Origin of the sequence: Flavimobilis soli (genome assembly GCF_002564025.1) — a bacterium.
GTDB classification, from domain to species: domain Bacteria; phylum Actinomycetota; class Actinomycetes; order Actinomycetales; family Cellulomonadaceae; genus Flavimobilis; species Flavimobilis soli.
The window spans coordinates 2,748,970-2,769,787 of sequence record NZ_PDJH01000001.1 but is presented as its reverse complement, the minus strand read 5'-3'; the positions used below and the strand labels follow the sequence as shown (position 1 = coordinate 2,769,787).

The 20,818-nt window shown below is 67.1% G+C and carries 12 protein-coding genes and 3 rRNA genes; all 15 read right to left on the bottom strand.

The annotated features are described in order from the left end of the window. Positions 1–70: 70 nt before the first annotated feature. The 15 genes from ilvC to ATL41_RS12355 all read right to left on the bottom strand — a co-directional run bounded on the left by ilvC (position 71) and on the right by ATL41_RS12355 (position 20,749). Entirely contained in the window at positions 71–1,096 is a 1,026-nt protein-coding gene (gene ilvC, locus ATL41_RS12425; protein WP_098458751.1) for a ketol-acid reductoisomerase, read from the bottom strand. Between the two features lie 94 nt (positions 1,097–1,190). Beyond that, on the bottom strand, positions 1,191–1,715 hold the full coding sequence (gene ilvN / locus ATL41_RS12420) for an acetolactate synthase small subunit (RefSeq protein ID WP_098458750.1): 525 nt from the start codon (positions 1,713–1,715) through the stop codon (positions 1,191–1,193). Between the two features lie 15 nt (positions 1,716–1,730). Next, complete coding sequence (locus ATL41_RS12415; protein WP_098458749.1) at positions 1,731–3,596, bottom strand: acetolactate synthase large subunit; 1,866 nt, start codon at positions 3,594–3,596, stop codon at positions 1,731–1,733. A 371-nt stretch (positions 3,597–3,967) separates the two neighbouring features. Beyond that, the gene (gene ilvD / locus ATL41_RS12410) at positions 3,968–5,671 is read right to left on the bottom strand and encodes a dihydroxy-acid dehydratase (RefSeq protein ID WP_098458748.1); all 1,704 of its coding nucleotides are present in this window, start codon (positions 5,669–5,671) and stop codon (positions 3,968–3,970) included. 184 nt (positions 5,672–5,855) lie between these two features. Next, positions 5,856–7,718, bottom strand: coding sequence for a dihydroxy-acid dehydratase (gene ilvD / locus ATL41_RS12405; protein ID WP_098458747.1), 1,863 nt, complete (start codon positions 7,716–7,718; stop codon positions 5,856–5,858). 130 nt (positions 7,719–7,848) lie between these two features. Then, positions 7,849–8,517 carry a 4a-hydroxytetrahydrobiopterin dehydratase gene (locus tag ATL41_RS12400; RefSeq protein WP_098458746.1) on the bottom strand — a complete coding sequence of 223 codons (669 nt, stop codon included), beginning with the start codon at positions 8,515–8,517 and terminating at the stop codon, positions 7,849–7,851. Between the two features lie 110 nt (positions 8,518–8,627). After that, positions 8,628–9,218: a GNAT family N-acetyltransferase gene (locus ATL41_RS12395; RefSeq protein ID WP_098458745.1), complete on the bottom strand. Its 591-nt coding sequence runs from the start codon at positions 9,216–9,218 to the stop codon at positions 8,628–8,630. 3 nt (positions 9,219–9,221) lie between these two features. After that, positions 9,222–10,727, bottom strand: a complete 1,506-nt coding sequence (gene gatB / locus ATL41_RS12390) for an Asp-tRNA(Asn)/Glu-tRNA(Gln) amidotransferase subunit GatB (RefSeq protein ID WP_098458744.1) — start codon at positions 10,725–10,727, stop codon at positions 9,222–9,224. Next, positions 10,724–12,235, bottom strand: coding sequence for an Asp-tRNA(Asn)/Glu-tRNA(Gln) amidotransferase subunit GatA (gene gatA / locus ATL41_RS12385; RefSeq protein WP_098458743.1), 1,512 nt, complete (start codon positions 12,233–12,235; stop codon positions 10,724–10,726). The genes gatB and gatA overlap by 4 nt, the downstream gene beginning before the upstream one ends. A 2-nt stretch (positions 12,236–12,237) precedes the next feature. Beyond that, positions 12,238–12,534, bottom strand: a complete 297-nt coding sequence (gene gatC, locus ATL41_RS12380; protein WP_098458742.1) for an Asp-tRNA(Asn)/Glu-tRNA(Gln) amidotransferase subunit GatC — start codon at positions 12,532–12,534, stop codon at positions 12,238–12,240. Positions 12,535–12,699: 165 nt separating this feature from the next. After that, positions 12,700–12,816, bottom strand: a 5S ribosomal RNA gene (gene rrf, locus ATL41_RS12375). A 67-nt stretch (positions 12,817–12,883) separates the two neighbouring features. Further along, positions 12,884–15,998, bottom strand: a 23S ribosomal RNA gene (locus tag ATL41_RS12370). Between the two features lie 447 nt (positions 15,999–16,445). Next, a 16S ribosomal RNA gene (locus tag ATL41_RS12365) occupies positions 16,446–17,967 on the bottom strand. Together the 16S, 23S and 5S rRNA genes form the textbook arrangement of a ribosomal RNA operon. Positions 17,968–18,518: 551 nt before the next feature. Beyond that, on the bottom strand, positions 18,519–19,523 hold the full coding sequence (locus ATL41_RS12360) for a sugar phosphate isomerase/epimerase family protein (RefSeq protein WP_098458741.1): 1,005 nt from the start codon (positions 19,521–19,523) through the stop codon (positions 18,519–18,521). An 11-nt stretch (positions 19,524–19,534) separates the two neighbouring features. Next, positions 19,535–20,749, bottom strand: a complete 1,215-nt coding sequence (locus ATL41_RS12355; RefSeq protein WP_245854833.1) for a Gfo/Idh/MocA family protein — start codon at positions 20,747–20,749, stop codon at positions 19,535–19,537. Positions 20,750–20,818: the final 69 nt, after the last annotated feature.

Here is a 20,818-nt window from a genome sequence, read left to right as displayed (position 1 = left end):
CTGCCCGCTCCGGGAACGACGACGGCCCGTCCGCACCGAGGTGCGGACGGGCCGTCGGCCGTGCAGAGGATCAGCGCGCGGCCGAGCCCTCGACGTAGTCGGCGTCCTGCTGCTTCCACGCGAAGAGCGAGCGAAGCTCACGACCGACGGTCTCGATCGGGTGCTGGGCCGCCTTCTCGCGCAGCTGCTTGAACTCGGGAGCACCCGCGTCCTGGTCGTTGATGAAGCGCTCCGCGAAGGCACCCGACTGGATGTCCGCGAGGACGGCCTTCATGTTCTCCTTCACCTCGGGGGTGATGACGCGCGGGCCGGAGACGTAGTCGCCGTACTCAGCGGTGTCGGAGACGGACCAGCGCTGCTTGGCGATGCCGCCCTCCCACATGAGGTCGACGATGAGCTTGAGCTCGTGCAGCACCTCGAAGTAGGCGATCTGCGGCTGGTAGCCGGCCTCGGTGAGAACCTCGAAGCCGTACTGGACGAGCTGCGACGTGCCACCGCACAGGACGGCCTGCTCGCCGAACAGGTCGGTCTCCGTCTCCTCGGTGAAGGTCGTCTTGATGACGCCGGCGCGCGTGCCACCGATCGCCTTCGCATAGGAGAGGGCCGTCGCCCAGGCGTTGCCCGAGGCGTCCTTCTCGACCGCGATGATGTCGGGGATGCCGCGGCCCGCGACGTACTCGCGGCGCACGGTGTGACCCGGGGCCTTCGGCGCGACGAGGATGACGTCGACGCCCTCGGGAGCGTCGATGTAGCCGAAGCGGATGTTGAAGCCGTGCGCGAAGGCCAGCGTCTTGCCCTCGGTGAGGTGCTGCTGGATCTCGTTCGCGTAGATCGAGCGCTGGTGCTGGTCCGGAGCCAGGATCATGATGAGGTCGGCCCACGCGGCGGCGTCGGACACCGTCTTGACCTCGAAGCCCTCGTCGGTCGCCTTGGCGATCGACTTCGACCCCTCCTTGAGCGCGATGACGACCTCGACGCCCGAGTCACGCAGGTTCTGCGCGTGGGCGTGACCCTGCGAGCCGTAGCCGACGATCGCGACCTTCTTGCCCTGGATGATGGACAGGTCGGCGTCGTCGTCGTAGAAAAGCTCAGCCACCGTAGTTCTCCTTGTTGTCGTGACTCGTTGTACGGGAAGTTCGTGCGTCACCGTCGGTACCAGTCTTACCGGACCGTGACCGACGGCGGGGTGATCATGCGAGGCGTGAGACGCGCTCGAGGGCCCGGTCGGTGATCGAGCGGGAGCCGCGGCCGATGCCGACGGTGCCGGACTTGACGATCTCGCGGACGCCGAACGGCTCGAGCGCCGCGAGGAGCGCCCGCAGCTTGTCGGGGTTGCCGGTCGCCTCGATCGTCACGGCGTCCGTGACGACGTCGACGACGTGCGCGCGGAACAGCTCGACGACCTGGAGCACCTGGCCGCGGGTCGCGGCGTCGGCCTTGACCTTGACGAGCAGCAGCTCGCGCTGGACGGAGGCGCCGGGGTCGAGCTCGACGATCTTGATGACGTTGATGAGCTTGTTGAGCTGCTTCGTCACCTGCTCGAGCGGGAGCTCGTCGACGTCGACGACGACCGTGATGCGCGAGATCTCCTCGTGCTCGGTCGGGCCGACGGCGAGGGAGTGGATGTTGAACGAGCGTCGCGCGAACAGGGCTGCGACGCGCGTGAGCACGCCGGGCTTGTTCTCGACGAGGACGGAGAGGGTGTGCCGGGTCATCGTGGGGTTCCCTTCTCAGTCTTCACGGTCCCACGCGGGCGAGATGCCGCGTGCGTACTGGATGTCGTCGTTGCTCACGCCCGCGGCGACCATCGGCCACACCATCGCGTCGCGCGAGACGTTGAAGTCGATGAGCACCGGCTGGTCGTCGATCTCCCGGGCGCGCTTGATCGCGGCCTCGACCTCGGAGGCGTGCTCGACACGGATGCCGACGCAGCCGTAGGCGTCGGCGAGCTTGACGAAGTCGGGCACGCGCGCGGTCCCCGACCCGGTGTGCAGGTCGGTGTTCGAGTAGCGCTTCTCGTAGAAGAGCGTCTGCCACTGGCGGACCATGCCGAGCGACGAGTTGTTGATCAGCGCCACCTTGATCGGGATCTCGTTGATCGTGCAGGTGGCCAGCTCCTGGTTGGTCATCTGGAAGCAGCCGTCGCCGTCGATGGCCCACACCTCGCGGTCGGGGTCGCCGACCTTGGCGCCCATCGCCGCAGGGATGGAGAAACCCATGGTGCCGAGGCCGCCCGAGTTGAGCCACGCGTTGGGGCGCTCGTAGCGGATGAACTGCGCGGCCCACATCTGGTGCTGACCGACGCCCGCGACGTAGACGGCCTCGGGTCCGGCCATCTCGCCGAGCTTCGTGATGACGGACTGCGGGGCGAGGGCGCCGTCGTCGGTCGGCGTGTAGCCGAGGGGGTACGTCTCGCGCCAGTCGTCGAGCTGGCGCCACCACGCCTCGAGGTCGGGCTTGCCGTGCTTCTCGTGCTCGGCGGCCAGCTCGGGGACGAGGTCCGCGATGATCTCCTTGAGGTCACCGACGATCGGGACGTCGACGGCGCGGTTCTTGCCGATCTCGGCGGGGTCGATGTCCGCGTGGATGATCTGGGCGTTCGGCGCGAAGGACGAGAGCTTGCCCGTCACGCGGTCGTCGAAGCGGGCGCCGAGCGCGACGATCAGGTCGGCGCGCTGGAGCGCGGCGACGGCGGGCACGGTGCCGTGCATGCCGGGCATGCCGAGGTGCTGCGGGTGCGAGTCGGGGACGGCCCCGCGCGCCATGAGGGTCGTGACGACGGCCGCGCCGGACAGGTCGACGAGCTTGCGCAGCTCGGCGGACGCACCCGAGCGGATCGCGCCACCGCCGACGTACAGGACGGGGCGACGCGCGGACGCGATCAGCTTCGCGGCCTCGCGGATCTGCTTCGTGTGGGGCTTCGTCACCGGGTGGTAGCCGGGAAGGGAGAGCTCGGTCGGCCACTCGAAGACGGTCCGGGACTGCATCGCGGACTTGGCGATGTCGACGAGGACGGGCCCCGGACGGCCGGTGCGCGCGATGTGGAACGCCTCGGCGATCGTGCGCGGGATGTCGTCGGGGTTGGTCACGAGGAAGTTGTGCTTCGAGACGGGCATCGTGATGCCGACGATGTCGGCCTCCTGGAACGCGTCCGTCCCGATGAAGCTCGCGCCGACCTGCCCCGTGATCGCGACGAGCGGCACGGAGTCCATGTTGGCGTCGGCGATCGGGGTGACGAGGTTGGTCGCGCCGGGGCCCGAGGTCGCCATGCAGACGCCGACCTTGCCCGAGGTGTACGCGTAGCCCTGCGCCGCGTGGCCGCCGCCCTGCTCGTGCCGCACGAGGATGTGGCGCAGCTTGGTGGAGTCCATGAGCGGGTCGTACGTCGGGAGGATGGCGCCGCCCGGGATCCCGAACACGGTGTCCGCGCCGGCGGCCTCGAGCGACCGGACGATCGCCTCGGCACCGGTCATCTCCTCGCGCGCGGGGACGCTCGTCCTCGAGCGTTCGTGCGCGCGGGCGGCCTGCGTCGGTGAGGGCGCGGGCTTCGGGACTGCTCCCGGCGTCGGCGACGTCGGGTGGGAACCCTGGACCATCGGTTACTCCCTGGCTGTGGTGCTGTGACTTTCGAGGACACCCCGGGGCCCTGCCTGGTGGGGCAGGTCGTCCGAGGCATAAAAAAGCCCCTCGTGCCCGTGTGGGGCCGATCGAGGGGTGAGCGCGCGGCTGCGACCGGTGGTGTCCGGTGTCAGGCTGCGCGCCCGGGAAGTACTACGAGGATCGTCTGCACGGTCGACACACTACGCCTCCCCCTCGCCGATGTCACACATCAGGCGGGCAGGTCTCACGCCCTAAGACGTGCTGGTCCGTCCGCCTCGGGCGCGGCACGGGGAGGATCGGATCATGACGACGACAGCCGCCGCGTCATCGCCGGCTACGAGCCGGGCGTCGTCACCGTCGGCTGACGTCAGGCGAGAACGGCCCCTGCGGACGCCGACTGCACGAGCTTCGCGTAGCGCGCGAGTACACCGCGCGTGAAGCGCGGGGGCAACGGTGCCCAGCCTTCCTTGCGTGCGGCGAGCTCGGCGTCGTCCACGAGCAGGTCGAGCCGCGCGTTCTCGACGTCGAGACGGATCCGGTCGCCGTCGCGGACGAACGCGATCGGGCCCGCGTCGACGGCCTCGGGCGCGACGTGCCCGACGCACAGACCGGTCGTGCCGCCGGAGAACCTGCCGTCGGTGAGCAGCAGGACGTCCTTGCCGAGGCCCGCCCCCTTGATCGCCCCGGTGATCGCGAGCATCTCGCGCATGCCGGGCCCGCCCTTCGGGCCCTCGTAGCGGATGACGACGACGTCGCCCGCCTGGATCGTGCCGTCCTCGAGGGCGTCGAGCGCAGCGCGCTCCCGCTCGAAGACACGGGCCGTGCCCTCGAACACGTCCGTGTCGAAGCCCGCGGACTTCACGACGGCCCCCTCCGGGGCGAGCGAGCCCTCGAGGATCGTGATGCCACCCGTGCGGTGGATCGGGTTGTCGAGCGCGCGCAGGATCTTGCCGTCCGGGTCGGGTGGCGCGACGTCGGCGAGGTTCTCCGCGACGGTGCGGCCCGTGACGGTGAGGCAGTCGCCGTGGACGAGCCCGGCGTCGAGCAGCGCCTTCATGACGACCGGCACTCCCCCGATGCGGTCGACGTCCGCCATGACGTAGCGGCCGAACGGCTTGAGGTCGCCGAGGTGCGGAACCTTCGCGGCGACGCGGCGGAAGTCGTCCAGGGTCAGGTCGACCTCGGCCTCGTGCGCGATCGCAAGCAGGTGCAGCACGGCGTTCGTCGATCCGCCGAACGCCATGACGACGGCGATCGCGTTCTCGAACGCTTCCTTCGTCATGATCTGCCGCGCGGTGATGCCGCGCCGCAGCAGCTCGACGACGGCCTCGCCGGAGCGCTGCGCGAACGAGTCGCGGCGTCGGTCCGCGGACGGCGGCGCAGCGGAGCCGGGCAGGGACATGCCCATCGCCTCGGCGACGGATGCCATCGTGTTGGCGGTGTACATGCCGCCGCACGCTCCCTCACCCGGGCAGATCGCCCGCTCGATGCGGCCGAGGTCCTCGGTGCTCATGAGGCCGCGGGCACACGCGCCGACCGCCTCGAACGCGTCGATGAGGGTCACGTCCTTCTCGGTGCCGTCCTCGAGCTTGACCCAGCCGGGTGCGATCGTGCCGGCGTAGAGGAACACGGATGCGAGGTCGAGGCGCGCTGCGGCCATGAGCATGCCGGGCAGCGACTTGTCACAGCCTGCGAGGAGGACGGAACCGTCGAGACGCTCGGCCATCATCACGGTCTCGACGGAGTCGGCGATGACGTCGCGCGAGACCAGTGAGAAGTGCATGCCCTCGTGGCCCATCGAGATGCCGTCGGAGACGGAGATCGTCCCGAACTCCAGCGGATAGCCACCGCCCGCGTGGACGCCGTTCTTCACGGCCTTCGCGAGGCGGTCGAGCGACAGGTTGCACGGCGTGATCTCGTTCCACGAGCTCGCGACGCCGATCTGGGGCTTGTCCCAGTCGTCGTCGCCCATGCCGACGGCGCGGAGCATGCCGCGCGAGGCCGTCGCCTCGATGCCGTCGGTGACCTGCCGGGACCTGGGCTTGATGTCGATCGCGTCGTCGCTCGCCATACCGCGAGTATCACCCCGGGCTGCGACGGGGGCCACAGGGGCGGCGCCGCGATCCCTGCCCGCACCGCCCGGGACGCTCGCACGCCACCGGCTCCTCACGTCAGCCGACGGGAGAGCCGCGGCCAGCCCGGGAACGCCGACGGGCCCGGACCGCCGAAGCGGACCGGGCCCGTCGAGGAGAGCGTCAGCGGCGGCGCAGCAGCGACACGTCGCGCACGGCGCCACGGTCGGCGGAGGTCGCCATCGCGGCGTACGCCTGGAGGGCCGGCGACACGTAGCGGTCGCGGTCCTTCGGCTGCCACGGGTTCTCGGACGCCTCCATCTTGGCGCGGCGCTCGGCGAGCACCTGGTCGGGGACGTTGAGACGGATGAGGCGCGTGTTCACGTCGATCTCGATCTCGTCGCCGTCCTCGACGAGGCCGATCGTGCCGCCCGCGGCAGCCTCGGGCGAGACGTGCCCGATCGAGATGCCCGACGAGCCACCGGAGAAGCGGCCGTCGGTGATCAGGGCGCACACCTTGCCCAGGCCGCGACCCTTGATGAACGACGTCGGGTAGAGCATCTCCTGCATGCCGGGGCCGCCTGCAGGGCCCTCGTAGCGCACGACGACGACGTGGCCCGGCTCGACCTGCTTGGTGAGGATCTTCTCGACGGCCTCGTCCTGCGACTCGCAGACGAGCGCACGCCCGACGAAGTGGAACACGTCCGGGTCGACGCCCGCCGTCTTGAAGACGGCGCCGTCCTCGGCGAGGTTGCCGCGCAGGACCGCGAGCCCGCCCTCGACCGTGTAGGCGTGCTCGATGTCGCGGATGCAGCCGTTCGCGGCGTCGGTGTCGAGGGACTCCCAGCGGTTCGACGTCGAGAACGCCTGCGTCGTGCGGACGCCGCCGGGGGCGGCGTGGAACAGCTCGACGGCGCGCTCGGTGGCCTTGCCGCCGCGGACGTCCCAGTCGTCGAGCCACTCGCGCAGCGTCGGCGTGTGCACGGACGTGACGTCGTGGTCGAGCAGGCCGGCGCGGTCGAGCTCGCCGAGGAGCGCGGGGATGCCACCGGCGCGGTGCACGTCCTCCATGTGGTACGCCGGGTGGTTCGGCGCGACCTTGGACAGGCACGGCACGCGGCGCGAGATGTCCTCGATGTCGGCGAGCGTGAAGTCGACCTCCGCCTCCTGGGCGGCCGCGAGGATGTGCAGGACCGTGTTGGTCGAGCCGCCCATCGCGACGTCGAGCGCCATCGCGTTCGAGAACGCCGCCTTGGTCGCGATCGAGCGCGGAGCGGCCGAGTCGTCCTCGTCGTCGTAGTACCGCTTGGCGAGGTCGACGATCGTGCGGCCGGCCTCGAGGAACAGCTCCTTGCGGGCGGCGTGCGTCGCGAGCGTCGAGCCGTTGCCCGGCAGCGAGAGGCCGAGGGCCTCGGTCAGGCAGTTCATCGAGTTGGCGGTGAACATGCCGGAGCACGAGCCGCACGTGGGGCACGCGTTCTCCTCGACCTTGGCGAGCGCCTCGTCGGAGACGTCGTCGTCGGCCGAGTAGTTGATCGCGTTGATGAGGTTGAGCGGGGTCTTCGCGACGCCGTCGGCCACGATCGCCTTGCCGGCCTCCATCGGTCCGCCGGACACGAAGATGACGGGGATGTTGAGGCGCAGCGCGGCGTTGAGCATGCCGGGCGTGATCTTGTCGCAGTTGGAGATGCAGACGAGCGCGTCGGCGCAGTGCGCGTTGACCATGTACTCGACCGAGTCGGCGATCAGGTCGCGGCTCGGCAGGGAGTAGAGCATGCCGCCGTGGCCCATCGCGATGCCGTCGTCGACGGCGATCGTGTTGAACTCCTTGGCGACGCCGCCGGCCTCCACGATCGCGCTCGCGACGAGGTCACCCATGTCCTTGAGGTGGACGTGACCGGGTACGAACTGCGTGTAGGAGTTCGCGATCGCGATGATCGGCTTGCCGAAGTCCTCCGAGCCCATGCCGGTCGCGCGCCAGAGCGCGCGGGCGCCGGACATGTTGCGGCCGTGGGTAGAGGTCCGGGAACGCAGCGGACGGCTCATGCAGGTCAGCTCCTCGTGTTGCTCGGCACTCACGTCGACATGCCGATCGGGCCAAGCCTACGGCGGCCGTGGCCCACGTGAGGTCGGCGTCCGGAGCGTGGTCCTCCGGGCCCTGCCCTGCGTCGCTGTCCTACCCCTGGTCAGCCGCCTCGCCCGCATCAGGCTTCGGCTGCCACGTGCAGAGGCACGCCTCGTTCCCCTCGGTGTCGGCGACGACCCACCACGACGGCGCGAAGCGGTCGGTCACGAGAGTTCCGCCCGCAGCGAGCGCGGCCTCGAGCCGCGCCTGCACGACGTCGTGGGGAACGTAGACGTCGAGGTGGAGCCGGTTGCGCTGCGGCCGTGGCTCATCCATCTGCTGGAACCACACGCCCGGCATCGCACCGTGCGGGTCGGCGAGGTCCTCGTCGTCGCCCTCGTACCCGAGGACGGCGCGCCAGAACGGCGCGAGGTCGCTGCTGACCATGGCGTCGATGCCGATCTCGACGACGCTCGGAACCTCGGCCGTCCCGATGCCGAGCTGCTGAGCGACCTGGGAGATCTCGAGCGCGAGGTCGACGTCGGCGGACGTGATCGCCCCGACGTCGTGCGTCGTCAGGGCGACGTCGACGTGGGTGTAGCGCAGCGCGACGTCGGGATGGTGCTGCTGCGCCTCCGCGACGGAGGTGAGGCGTTCGACGAGCTCGACGCCGCGGACGAACGTGCCGGTCGTGAACCGGGCGCGGATCGCTCCCGCGACGACGCGCCAGCCGGCGTCGTAGACGGCTTCCTGGGCATGGGCGTTGTCGAGAGGTTCCATCTCCCCAGCGTCGCACCGCACGTGCGGTCCCGACACCCGGGCAGGCCATACGACCCGAAGGACGCCGCGACCCGGTGGGTCGCGGCGTCCTTCGCGGTGCGGGGCCGACGTCAGATCGCGACGTCGTCCTGCGGGGCGGGAGGCTCGTGCTCGTCAGCGAGGATGCCCATGACCACGAGGTCGGCCCACCCGTCGCCGTCGCGCACCGCCTCGCGGAGCGTGCCCTCGACGGTGAAGCCGAGCGACTCGTAGAGCATGCGCGCCCGCGGGTTGATGCTCAGCACGCGCAACGAGACCCGGTGCAGCCCGAGACCGTCCGGGGCGAACGCGTACGTCAGGACGTGCGCGATCGCCTCGCGCCCGTAGCCCCGCCCCCGGTAGTTGGGCAGGAGGTTGAGACGCAGGTTGGCGGACGCGTTCTCGGTGTCGATCTCGTCGAGGACGATCTCGCCGAACATCTCGTCGGCGACGAACGTGCCGTCGCGCTGCACCGCCGAGGTGATCGCCCAGTCGTAGCGGCCCTCGAGGGTCGGCGCGGTGGCGAGCCACTGCTCGATCTCCTCGGGCGTGTACGTCCGGGTGGACCCGGTGAGCCGCATGGCCTCGGGGTCCTGGAGCAGCTCACCCAGGCGTTGGGCGTCTGTGGGCCGCATCGGCCGCAGACGCACCATCTCGCCGAGACGCTCGGGTCCCGCGGCCATGGCTCAGCCGATCCTCTCGAGCACAAGCTCGCGGACGCGGCCGGCGTCGGCCTGCCCGCGGGTCGCCTTCATGACCGCACCGATGACGGCGCCGACCGGGCCGAGGTTTCCGCTCTTGATCTTCTCGACGATGTCGGGCTGAGCAGCGAGGACCTCGTCGATGACCGCGAGGAGCGGGCCGTCGTCGGACACGACCTCGAGGCCGCGGTCCGCGACGATCTGCGCGGCGCTGCCCTCGCCCGCGAGGATGCCCTCGAGCACCTGGCGCGCGATCTTGTCGTTGATCTTGCCCTCGTCGACGAGCTGCTGGAGCTCGACGATCTGCTGCGGGGTGACGGGCAGCTGCTCGAGCTCGACCTCGTCGGTCTTGGCGCGTCGGGCGAGCTCGCCCATCCACCACTTGCGGGCGGCTGCGGCGCTCGTGCCGGCGGCGACGGTGGCCTCGATGAGGTCGAGGGCTCCGGCGTTGACGACGTCTCGCATCTCGGGGTCGGAGTAGCCCCACTCGGCCTGGAGCCGGTTGCGGCGCGCGACGGGCATCTCGGGGAGGCTCGCGCGGATCTCCTCGACCCACTCGCGGCTGGGCGCGACGGGCACCAGGTCAGGCTCCGGGAAGTACCGGTAGTCCTCGGCGTCGGACTTCACGCGGCCCGACGTCGTGATGCCGGTGTCCTCGTGCCAGTGCCGGGTCTCCTGGATGACCGTCTCCCCCGCGTCGAGGACCGCGGCCTGACGCGAGACCTCGTAGCGCACGGCGCGCTCGATCGAGCGGAACGAGTTGACGTTCTTGGTCTCGGTTCGCGTCCCGAGCGGCGACTGGGGCGTCGCTCGGAGCGAGAGGTTGACATCGGCGCGGACGTTGCCGCGCTCCATGCGCGCCTCGGAGACGTCGAGAGCACGGAAGATGTCGCGCAGCGTCTGGACGTAGGCGCGCGCGACCTCGGGGGCACGCTCGCCGGCGCCGACGATCGGGCGCGTCACGATCTCGACGAGCGGGATGCCTGCGCGGTTGTAGTCGACGAGCGAGTACTCGGCGCCGTGGATGCGTCCGGTGGAGCCTCCGACGTGCGTGTTCTTGCCGGCGTCCTCCTCCATGTGCGCGCGCTCGATCTCGACGCGGAACACGGAGCCGTCGTCGAGCTCGACGTCGAGGTAGCCGTCGTACGCGATGGGCTCGTCGTACTGGGACGTCTGGAAGTTCTTCGGCACGTCCGGGTAGAAGTAGTTCTTCCGCGCGAAGCGGCAGGACTCCGCGATCTCGCAGTTGAGCGCGAGGCCGATGCGGATCGCGTACTCGACCGCCGTGCGGTTGACGACCGGCAGCGCGCCCGGGAGGCCGAGCGAGACCGGCGTGGTCTGGCTGTTCGGCTCGCCGCCGAACTCGACCTCTGCGGGGCAGAACATCTTGGTGCGGGTGCCGAGCTCGACGTGCACCTCGATGCCGATGACGGGGTCGTAGCGGCGGACCGCGTCGTCGTAGGCGACGAGGTCGACGGTGGTGGCGCTCATCGTGCGGTCTCCAGTTCCGGGGCCTGCGCGAGCAGCGGCGCACCCCACGTGTTCTCGAGTGCGGCCTCGAGGGCCGCGCCGACGCGGTACAGACGGTCGTCGGCCTTCGCCGGGGCGAGGATCTGGAAGCCGACCGGCAGGCCGTCGTCGGACAGGCCGTTGGGGACGGAGATCCCGGGGATGCCCGCGAGGTTCGCGGGGATCGTCGCGACGTCGTTGAGGTACATCGCGAGCGGGTCGTCGAGCTTCTCCCCCAGCTTGAAGGCCGTGGTGGGGGCGGTCGGCGAGACGAGCACGTCGGCGGCCTCGAACGCGGCGTCGAAGTCGCGCTGGATGAGGGTGCGGACCTTCTGCGCGCTGCCGTAGTACGCGTCGTAGTAGCCGGCGGACAGTGCGTACGTGCCGAGGATGACGCGGCGCTTGACCTCGTCGCCGAAGCCGGCGCCGCGGGTGGCGGACATGACGCGCTCAGCGGTGACGGGGCCCTCGGTGGGCTCGACGCGCAGGCCGAAGCGCATGCCGTCGAACTTGGCGAGGTTGCTCGATGCCTCGGACGGCATGATCAGGTAGTACGCGGCGAGCGCGTACTCGAAGTGCGGGCAGGAGACCTCGACGACGGTCGCGCCGGCCTTCTCGAGAAGAGCGACCGACTCGTTGAACCGGGCGCTCACGCCCTCCTGGTAGCCCTCGCCCGAGAGCTCCTTGACGATGCCGATGCGCAGCCCGGTCAGGTCGCCGAGCGCGCCCTCGCGGGCGGCCTCGACGAGCCCGGGGAGCGGCTCGTCGATCGAGGTCGAGTCGCGCGGGTCGTGACCACCGATGAGCTCGTGGAGCAGGGCGGAGTCGAGGACGGTCCGTGTGACGGGGCCAGCCTGGTCGAGGGACGACGCCATGGCGATGAGGCCGTAGCGGGAGACGGAGCCGTATGTCGGCTTGACACCGACCGTGCCGGTGACGGCGCCGGGCTGACGGATCGAGCCGCCGGTGTCCGTGCCGATCGCGAGGGGCGCCTCGAAGGCGGCGACCGCGGCTGCGGAGCCACCGCCTGAGCCGCCGGGGATCCGCTCGAGGTCCCACGGGTTGTGCGTGTTGCCGTAGGCGGAGTGCTCGGTGGAGGACCCCATGGCGAACTCGTCCATGTTGGTCTTGCCGAGGATCGGGAGGCCGGCCTCCTTGATGCGCTCGATGAGCGTCGCGTCGTACGGCGGGATCCAGCCTTCGAGGATCTTCGACCCCGCCGTGGTGGGAAGGCCCTCGGTGACGACGACGTCCTTGATGGCGATGGGGACGCCCGCGAGGGGGTGGAGCTTCTCGCCCGCGGCGCGGCGTGCGTCGACGTCGGCGGCGGTCTTGAGCGCCTCGGCGTCGGAGATGTGCAGGAAGGCGTGCACCTTGTCGTCGACGGCGTCGATCCGGTCGAGGTGAGCCTGCGTGACCTCGACGGAGGTCACCGTGCCCGCGGCGAGGAGCTCGGCCAGCTTGGCTGCCGAGAGTCTGGTGAGGTCCATGGTCACTCTTCTCCGAGGATCTGGGGGACGAGGAAGCGGCCGTCCTCCTGGGCGGGCGCTCCGGAGAGCGCGGCTTCCTGGGTCAGCGGCGCGACGGGCACGTCTTCGCGGAAGACGTTCGTCAGCGGCAGCGGGTGGCTGGTCGCGGGCACGTCGGCCGTCGCGACCGTGCTGACCTTCTCGATCGCGGTCACGATGACGGCGAGCTCACCGGCCAGCTTGTCGACGTGTTCTGGGCTGAGGTCGATGCGCGCCAGCTCGGCGACGCGCGCCACCTCGTCACGGGAGAGTGAGGACATGCGACCAGTCTAGTTGGTGGCGCGGCGCCGCCCGGCACGCTGCCACGGTGGTGTGCGAGATCCGGGCGGTCTGTGGGAACGCGTGTGATCCGAGCCATCTGTGGGAGCGACTTCCGGGTACGCCAAAGGCCCACCCCGTGCGGGGTGGGCCTTTGGTGAATGGTTGTCCGGCGGCGTCCTACTCTCCCACCCCGTCTCCAGGGCAGTACCATCGGCGCTGAGAGGCTTAGCTTCCGGGTTCGGAATGGGACCGGGCGTTTCCCTCTCGCTATGACCGCCGTAACTCTATGGAGATATCCGTCGCTGGTATCTCGGGAACCGCACAGTGGACGCGTAGCACAAATTTGTTGTTATCAAGTTGTCGGCTCATTAGTACCGGTCAGCTCCATGAGTCTTTGGTCCTCACTTCCACATCCGGCCTATCAACCCAGTGGTCTACTGGGAGCCTCTCACCCGCAAGGGGCGTGGAAACCTCATCTTGAAGCGAGCTTCCCGCTTAGATGCTTTCAGCGGTTATCTCTTCCCAACGTAGCCAACCAGCCATGCTCCTGGCGGAACAACTGGCACACCAGAGGTTAGTCCGTCCCGGTCCTCTCGTACTAGGGACAGGTCTTCTCAAGTTTCCTGCGCGCGCAGCGGATAGGGACCGAACTGTCTCACGACGTTCTAAACCCAGCTCGCGTACCGCTTTAATGGGCGAACAGCCCAACCCTTGGGACCTACTCCAGCCCCAGGATGCGACGAGCCGACATCGAGGTGCCAAACCATGCCGTCGATATGGACTCTTGGGCAAGATCAGCCTGTTATCCCCGGGGTACCTTTTATCCGTTGAGCGACGGCGCTTCCACAAGCCACCGCCGGATCACTAGTTCCGACTTTCGTCCCTGCTCGACCTGTCAGTCTCACAGTCAAGCTCCCTTGTGCACTTGCACTCGACACCTGATTGCCAACCAGGCTGAGGGAACCTTTGAGCGCCTCCGTTACATTTTAGGAGGCAACCGCCCCAGTTAAACTACCCACCAGGCACTGTCCCTGGTCCGGATCACGGACCGAAGTTAGGTATCCAGAGCGACCAGAGTGGTATTTCAACGATGACTCCACCGACACTGGCGTGCCGGCTTCACAGTCTCCCACCTATCCTACACAAGCCGCACCGAACACCAATACCAAGCTATAGTAAAGGTCCCGGGGTCTTTCCGTCCTGCTGCGCGTAACGAGCATCTTTACTCGTAGTGCAATTTCGCCGAGTTCACGGTTGAGACAGCGGGGAAGTCGTTACGCCATTCGTGCAGGTCGGAACTTACCCGACAAGGAATTTCGCTACCTTAGGATGGTTATAGTTACCACCGCCGTTTACTGGGGCTTAAATTCTCAGCTTCGCTCCGAAGAGCTGACCAGTCCTCTTAACCTTCCAGCACCGGGCAGGCGTCAGTCCGTATACATCGTCTTGCGACTTCGCACGGACCTGTGTTTTTAGTAAACAGTCGCTTCCCCCTGGTCTCTGCGGCCTTCAAACGCTTCCCGGGCAAGCCGGTACACGCCTCAGGCCCCCCTTCTCCCGAAGTTACGGGGGCATTTTGCCGAGTTCCTTAACCATGATTATCTCGTCGCCTTAGTATTCTCTACCTGACCACCTGAGTCGGTTTAGGGTACGGGCGGCTAGAACCATCGCGTCGAGGTTTTTCTAGGCAGCATAGGATCACCGAATCATCCCCCATACGGGGTCACCGTCAGTTCTCAGGCTATGTGAGCAGCGGATTTGCCTACTGCTCGCCCTACAACCTTGGACGTGGTCAACCATCGCCACGCTCGGCTACCTTCCTGCGTCACCCCTGTTAATACGCTCACCTACTACCAGCTCGGGTCGCGGCCTCGCCGCACACCAAGACCCCGAAGGGTCAACAGGTGACGGTCCGGGCGCTTAGCATCACCGGGTTCGGTCTGGGCGGTTCTTCGCCGGTACGGGAATATCAACCCGTTGTCCATCGACTACGCCTGTCGGCCTCGCCTTAGGTCCCGACTTACCCAGGGCGGATTAGCCTGGCCCTGGAACCCTTGGTCATTCGGCGGACGGGTTTCTCACCCGTCATTCGCTACTCATGCCTGCATTCTCACTCGTGTAGGCTCCACCACTGGGTTACCCCGCAGCTTCACTGCCCACACGACGCTCCCCTACCCATCCACATGCCTGGACCACGAAGGCCTAGCGAAAATGTGAATGCCACAGCTTCGGCGGTGTACTTGAGCCCCGCTACATTGTCGGCGCGGAATCACTTGACCAGTGAGCTATTACGCACTCTTTCAAGGGTGGCTGCTTCTAAGCCAACCTCCTGGTTGTCTGTGCAACTCCACATCCTTTCCCACTTAGCACACGCTTAGGGGCCTTAGCTGGTGGTCTGGGCTGTTTCCCTCTCGACTACGGAGCTTATCCCCCGCAGTCTCACTGCCACGCTCTGTCTTACCGGCATTCGGAGTTTGGCTGACGTCAGTAACCTTGTAGGGCCCATCGGCCATCCAGTAGCTCTACCTCCGGCAAGAAACACGTGACGCTGCACCTAAATGCATTTCGGGGAGAACCAGCTATCACGGAGTTTGATTGGCCTTTCACCCCTACCCACAGCTCATCCCCCCAGTTTTCAACCTAGGTGGGTTCGGTCCTCCACGCGGTCTTACCCGCGCTTCAACCTGGCCATGGGTAGATCACTCCGCTTCGGGTCTAGACCCAGCGACTATGATCGCCCTGTTCGGACTCGCTTTCGCTACGGCTTCCCCACACGGGTTAACCTCGCCACTGAGCACTAACTCGCAGGCTCATTCTTCAAAAGGCACGCTGTCACCCCTGCTAAGGAGGCTCCAACGGATTGTAGGCACACGGTTTCAGGTACTATTTCACTCCCCTCCCGGGGTACTTTTCACCTTTCCCTCACGGTACTTGTCCGCTATCGGTCACTAGGTAGTATTTAGGCTTATCGAGTGGTCTCGACAGATTCACACGGGATTTCTCGGGCCCCGTGCTACTTGGGAACACTCTCGGGAGGCTACGCCATTTCGTCTACGGGGGTGTCACCCTCTGTGCCGGCCCTTCCCAAGGCCTTCGACTATGACGAAGCTTTCTGACTCCCTGACCATCCGGCAGAATGATCCAAGAGGTCCCACAACCCCGATGACGCAACCCCTGCCGGGTATCACACGCCATCGGTTTGGCCTGATCCGCTTTCGCTCGCCACTACTCACGGAATATCTCTTCCTGTCGGTACTGAGATGTTTCACTTCCCGACGTTCCCTCCACACACCCTATATATTCAGGTGCGGGTACCTGGACATGACTCCAGGTGGGTTTCCCCATTCGGACATCCTCGGATCACGGTTCGTTTGCCAACTCCCCGAGGCTTATCGCAGGCTACAACGTCCTTCTTCGGCTCCTAGTGCCAAGGCATCCACCCTGTGCCCTTAAAAACTTGACAACAGCTAAATTGCAGATACCAAAGATAAATCTTTGATGTTACAAAGATGCTCGCGTCCACTGTGCAGTTCTCAAGCTACCAACGACCCCACCCCCTACCAGCGCCGCGCCTACCGGCGACCCGAAGATCACCAGCGGTTCACCCGCCAGGGGCAGTCCGTGAAGGAAACCAGTCCACCCGACGCCGTCACCGGCACCGAGAGGCCTGTTCCCTCAGGACCCAACAGTGTGCTTGAACTCCCCCAGGCCGCCGGCACGTGGCGTTCCCACCCCACAAGGAGGCGTACTGACCGGTGCACCAGCACCCGAGCTCGCAAGAAGTCAATGTTCCACCCATGAGCGTCCCACCCCAGGCGCGTTCGGCCCGAGCGTGGCACTTGACCGACCGGCACCGCCACCCGCAAGGCAGGTGAACCAGTGGTAGATCCGATCGGTTGTGGCTCCTTAGAAAGGAGGTGATCCAGCCGCACCTTCCGGTACGGCTACCTTGTTACGACTTAGTCCCAATCGCCAATCCCACCTTCGACGGCTCCCTCCACAAGGGTTGGGCCACCGGCTTCGGGTGTTACCGACTTTCGTGACTTGACGGGCGGTGTGTACAAGGCCCGGGAACGTATTCACCGCAGCGTTGCTGATCTGCGATTACTAGCGACTCCGACTTCATGGGGTCGAGTTGCAGACCCCAATCCGAACTGAGACCGGCTTTTTGGGATTCGCTCCACCTCGCGGTATCGCAGCCCTTTGTACCGGCCATTGTAGCATGCGTGAAGCCCAAGACATAAGGGGCATGATGATTTGACGTCATCCCCACCTTCCTCCGAGTTGACCCCGGCAGTATCCTATGAGTCCCCACCCGAAGTGCTGGCAACATAGGACGAGGGTTGCGCTCGTTGCGGGACTTAACCCAACATCTCACGACACGAGCTGACGACAACCATGCACCACCTGTACACCAGTCCGAAGACGCACACATCTCTGCATGATTCCGGTGTATGTCAAGCCTTGGTAAGGTTCTTCGCGTTGCATCGAATTAATCCGCATGCTCCGCCGCTTGTGCGGGCCCCCGTCAATTCCTTTGAGTTTTAGCCTTGCGGCCGTACTCCCCAGGCGGGGCACTTAATGCGTTTGCTGCGGCACGGAACTCGTGGAATGAGCCCCACACCTAGTGCCCAACGTTTACGGCATGGACTACCAGGGTATCTAATCCTGTTCGCTCCCCATGCTTTCGCTCCTCAGCGTCAGTTGCGGCCCAGTGACCTGCCTTCGCCATCGGTGTTCCTCCTGATATCTGCGCATTCCACCGCTACACCAGGAATTCCAGTCACCCCTACCGCACTCTAGTCTGCCCGTACCCGGTGCAAGCTCAAGGTTGAGCCTTGAGTTTTCACACCAGACGCGACAAACCGCCTACGAGCTCTTTACGCCCAATAATTCCGGACAACGCTTGCGCCCTACGTATTACCGCGGCTGCTGGCACGTAGTTAGCCGGCGCTTCTTCTGCAGGTACCGTCACTTTCGCTTCTTCCCTGCTGAAAGGGGTTTACAACCCGAAGGCCTTCATCCCCCACGCGGCGTCGCTGCATCAGGCTTGCGCCCATTGTGCAATATTCCCCACTGCTGCCTCCCGTAGGAGTCTGGGCCGTATCTCAGTCCCAGTGTGGCCGGTCGCCCTCTCAGGCCGGCTACCCGTCGTCGCCTTGGTAGGCCATTACCCCACCAACAAGCTGATAGGCCGCGAGTCCATCCCCCACCGATAAATCTTTCCAGGCACACCCCATGCGAAGGTGCCTCGTATCCGGTATTAGCCACGATTTCCCGAGGTTATCCCGAAGTGAGGGGCAGGTTACTCACGTGTTACTCACCCGTTCGCCACTGATCCAGCAGAGCAAGCTCCACCTTCACCGTTCGACTTGCATGTGTTAAGCACGCCGCCAGCGTTCGTCCTGAGCCAGGATCAAACTCTCCGTAAATGTTTGACGCCAACCAGGCGAACCTGGTTAACAACCATACGAAGCAGACCACCCCGAAGGACAGCCTGAATAAAACTGGCATCAAGATCGAAAACTTGCGTTTTCAATCCATTATCCAAAGGAATCCTCTACGAGCAACCCGACCCAGCCAGGAAGGACCAGACCAAGCCACCCGACAGGGATATTTGGCATTGACTATCAAGCACACTGTTGAGTTCTCAAGGAACAGACGCGCATCCCCACCAACCCTTCCGGGCGGCTCGGAGGCAACCGTTCAAACTTACCTCAGGAAGCTCCGCAGTTCAACTCGCCTTCCGGTGAGTGGCTGCTGCCCCTGGGGCGCACCCCAGCAACCTGATCTCTCAGGTCTTCGGAGTGGGTGGCCTTCCTGGCGGGACGCCCTCTTGCGAGTCCGTCGCCCTGCCAGGCTGGCTCGAAGAACATTACACACCCTCGGCGCGCAACACCAAATCGGCAGGATCCCGCGGCTCCGGTGGCCGCGGGATCCCCGGCCGGGGAGCACATGTCCCCCACCTCGCGACGGCCCGGCCTCATTCCCGGACGCTGAACGCCGAGTCGAACGACGCCTCCGGCGCCTCGAACGCGAGCCGCCGGACGAGCTCGAGCGCCTCGGGCGCCCCCACGAGCCGGTCCATCCCGGCGTCCTCCCACTCGACCGAGATCGGGCCGCTGTACCCGATCGTGTTGAGCATCCGGAACGCGTCCTCCCACGGCACGTCTCCGTGCCCGGTCGACACGAAGTCCCACCCCCGCCGCATGTCAGCCCACGGGAGGTGCGACGAGAGCCGACCGTTGCGGCCGTTCCCCATCCTCTTCTTCGTGTCCTTGCAGTCGACGTGGTAGATCCGGTCGCGGAAGTCCCAGAGGAAGCTCACGGGGTCGATGTCCTGCCACACCATGTGGCTCGGGTCCCAGTTCAACCCGAAGGCCTCGCGATGCTCGACCGCCTCCAGCGCCGCGTGCGTCGTCCAGTAGTCGTACGCGATCTCGCTCGGGTGCACCTCGTGCGCGAAGCGCACACCCTCGGCGTCGAACACGTCGAGGATCGGGTTCCACCGATCGGCGAAGTCGCGGTAGCCAGCCTCCACGAGCCCGTCCGGGACGGGCGGGAACATCGCGACGTACTTCCAGATGGACGAGCCCGTGAAGCCGACGACCGTGTCGACCCCCAGCCGCGCGGCGAGGCGCGCCGTCAGCTTCATCTCCTCGGCGGCACGGCTCCGGACCCCTTCCGGGTCACCGTCGCCCCACACGACGTCAGGGAGCATCGCGCGGTGGCGCTCGTCGATCGGGTCGTCGCACACCGCCTGCCCCTTGAGGTGGTTCGAGATGGCCCACACCTTGAGCCCGTGCCGCTCGAGGATCTCGAGGCGCCCGTCGACGTACCCGGGCTCGTCGACGCGCCACGGGTCGAGATGGTCGCCCCAGCAGGCGATCTCCAGGCCGTCGTAGCCCCATCCGGCCGCGAGCCTCGCTACCTCCTCGAACGGGAGGTCGGCCCACTGCCCGGTGAACAACGTGATCGGTCGTGCCACGGTGCTTCTCCTCACTCGTGCGCGCCGACGGTCGCCGCCGGCGTCTCCTGGATCGGGACCCAGCGGTTCCCGGAGGTGCTCGACTCCTCGACGGCCGCCAGCACGCGCTGGACCTGCAGGCCGTCGGCGAACGTCGGACGGGGCGCCTCGCCCGAGGCGATGCCCCCGAGCAGGTCGACCACCTGGTGCGTGAACCCGTGCTCGTACCCGAGCCCGTGACCCGCGGGCCACCACGCGGCCACGAACGGGTGCTCGGGCTCGGTCACGACGATTCGCCTGAACCCGGCCGTCCGGGTGTCCTCGGTCGCGTCGAACAGGTGCAGGACGTTCATGTCCTCGAAATCGAACGCGAGCGAGCCGGCGGAGCCGTTGACCTCCACCCGGATCGCGTTCTTGCGGCCCCACGCGAAACGCGTCGCCTCGAACGTCGCGAGCCCGCCGCCGGACAGCCGCCCGTAGAAGATCGCGGCGTCGTCGACCGTCACCTGCGCCGTCCCCTGCCCCGCCGTGCCGTGGAGCCCCGAGTGCTCCGCAGCCACGGGACGCTCGTGGACGAACGTCTCGAGCATCCCGGAGACCCCGGTGAGGTTCTCCCCCGTGATGAACTGCGCCAGGTCGACGACGTGCGCCCCGATGTCACCGAGGGCGCCCGAGCCCGCGCGCGACCGGTCGAGACGCCACGACATCGGAGCCGCCGGGTCCGCGATCCAGTCCTGCAGGTACTGCGCGCGCACGTGGCGCACCTGCCCGAGCCGCCCCTCGGCCACGAGCTGCCGTGCGAGCTGGATCGCCGGGACGCGCCGGTAGGTGAAGCCCACCATCGCGACGACGCCGTGCGCGGCGGCCGCCGCCTCGGCCGCGGCGACCATCCGCTCGGCTTCTGCCACCGAGTTCGCGAGCGGCTTCTCGCACAGCACGTGCTTGCCCGCCTCGAGCGCCGCGACGGCGATCTCAGCGTGCGTGTCGCCCGGCGTGCAGACGTCGACGAGGTCGACGTCGTCCCGGGCGACGAGCGCACGCCAGTCCGTCTCGACGTCGTGCCACGCCAGCCTCGCCGCGGCGTCGCGGACACGGCCCTCGTCGCGTCCGCACAGCACCGCCATGTCCACGTCGAACGGGAGCGGGAAGAAGCGTGGCGCCGTGCGCCACGCCTGGGAGTGCGCAGCTCCCATGAACGCGTAGCCGATCATGCCCACGCCCAGGCGCGGCAAGCTCGAGCTGCTCATTCGGTCACCTCCTCGGTGTGGGTGCGGCCGGGTGAGGGCGTCCCTGACGGCCTCACCCGGCCTGGCACG

Excerpts from the sequence above, each read along its gene's own strand:
- ilvN (WP_098458750.1), bottom strand. The coding sequence starts at position 1,715 with ATGACCCGGCACACCCTCTCCGTCCTCGTCGAGAACAAGCCCGGCGTG.
- ATL41_RS12415 (WP_098458749.1), bottom strand. The coding sequence starts at position 3,596 with ATGGTCCAGGGTTCCCACCCGACGTCGCCGACGCCGGGAGCAGTCCCG.
- ilvD (WP_098458748.1), bottom strand. The coding sequence starts at position 5,671 with ATGGCGAGCGACGACGCGATCGACATCAAGCCCAGGTCCCGGCAGGTC.
- ilvD (WP_098458747.1), bottom strand. The coding sequence starts at position 7,718 with ATGAGCCGTCCGCTGCGTTCCCGGACCTCTACCCACGGCCGCAACATG.
- ATL41_RS12400 (WP_098458746.1), bottom strand. The coding sequence starts at position 8,517 with ATGGAACCTCTCGACAACGCCCATGCCCAGGAAGCCGTCTACGACGCC.
- ATL41_RS12395 (WP_098458745.1), bottom strand. The coding sequence starts at position 9,218 with ATGGCCGCGGGACCCGAGCGTCTCGGCGAGATGGTGCGTCTGCGGCCG.
- gatB (WP_098458744.1), bottom strand. The coding sequence starts at position 10,727 with ATGAGCGCCACCACCGTCGACCTCGTCGCCTACGACGACGCGGTCCGC.
- gatA (WP_098458743.1), bottom strand. The coding sequence starts at position 12,235 with ATGGACCTCACCAGACTCTCGGCAGCCAAGCTGGCCGAGCTCCTCGCC.
- gatC (WP_098458742.1), bottom strand. The coding sequence starts at position 12,534 with ATGTCCTCACTCTCCCGTGACGAGGTGGCGCGCGTCGCCGAGCTGGCG.
- ATL41_RS12355 (WP_245854833.1), bottom strand. The coding sequence starts at position 20,749 with ATGAGCAGCTCGAGCTTGCCGCGCCTGGGCGTGGGCATGATCGGCTAC.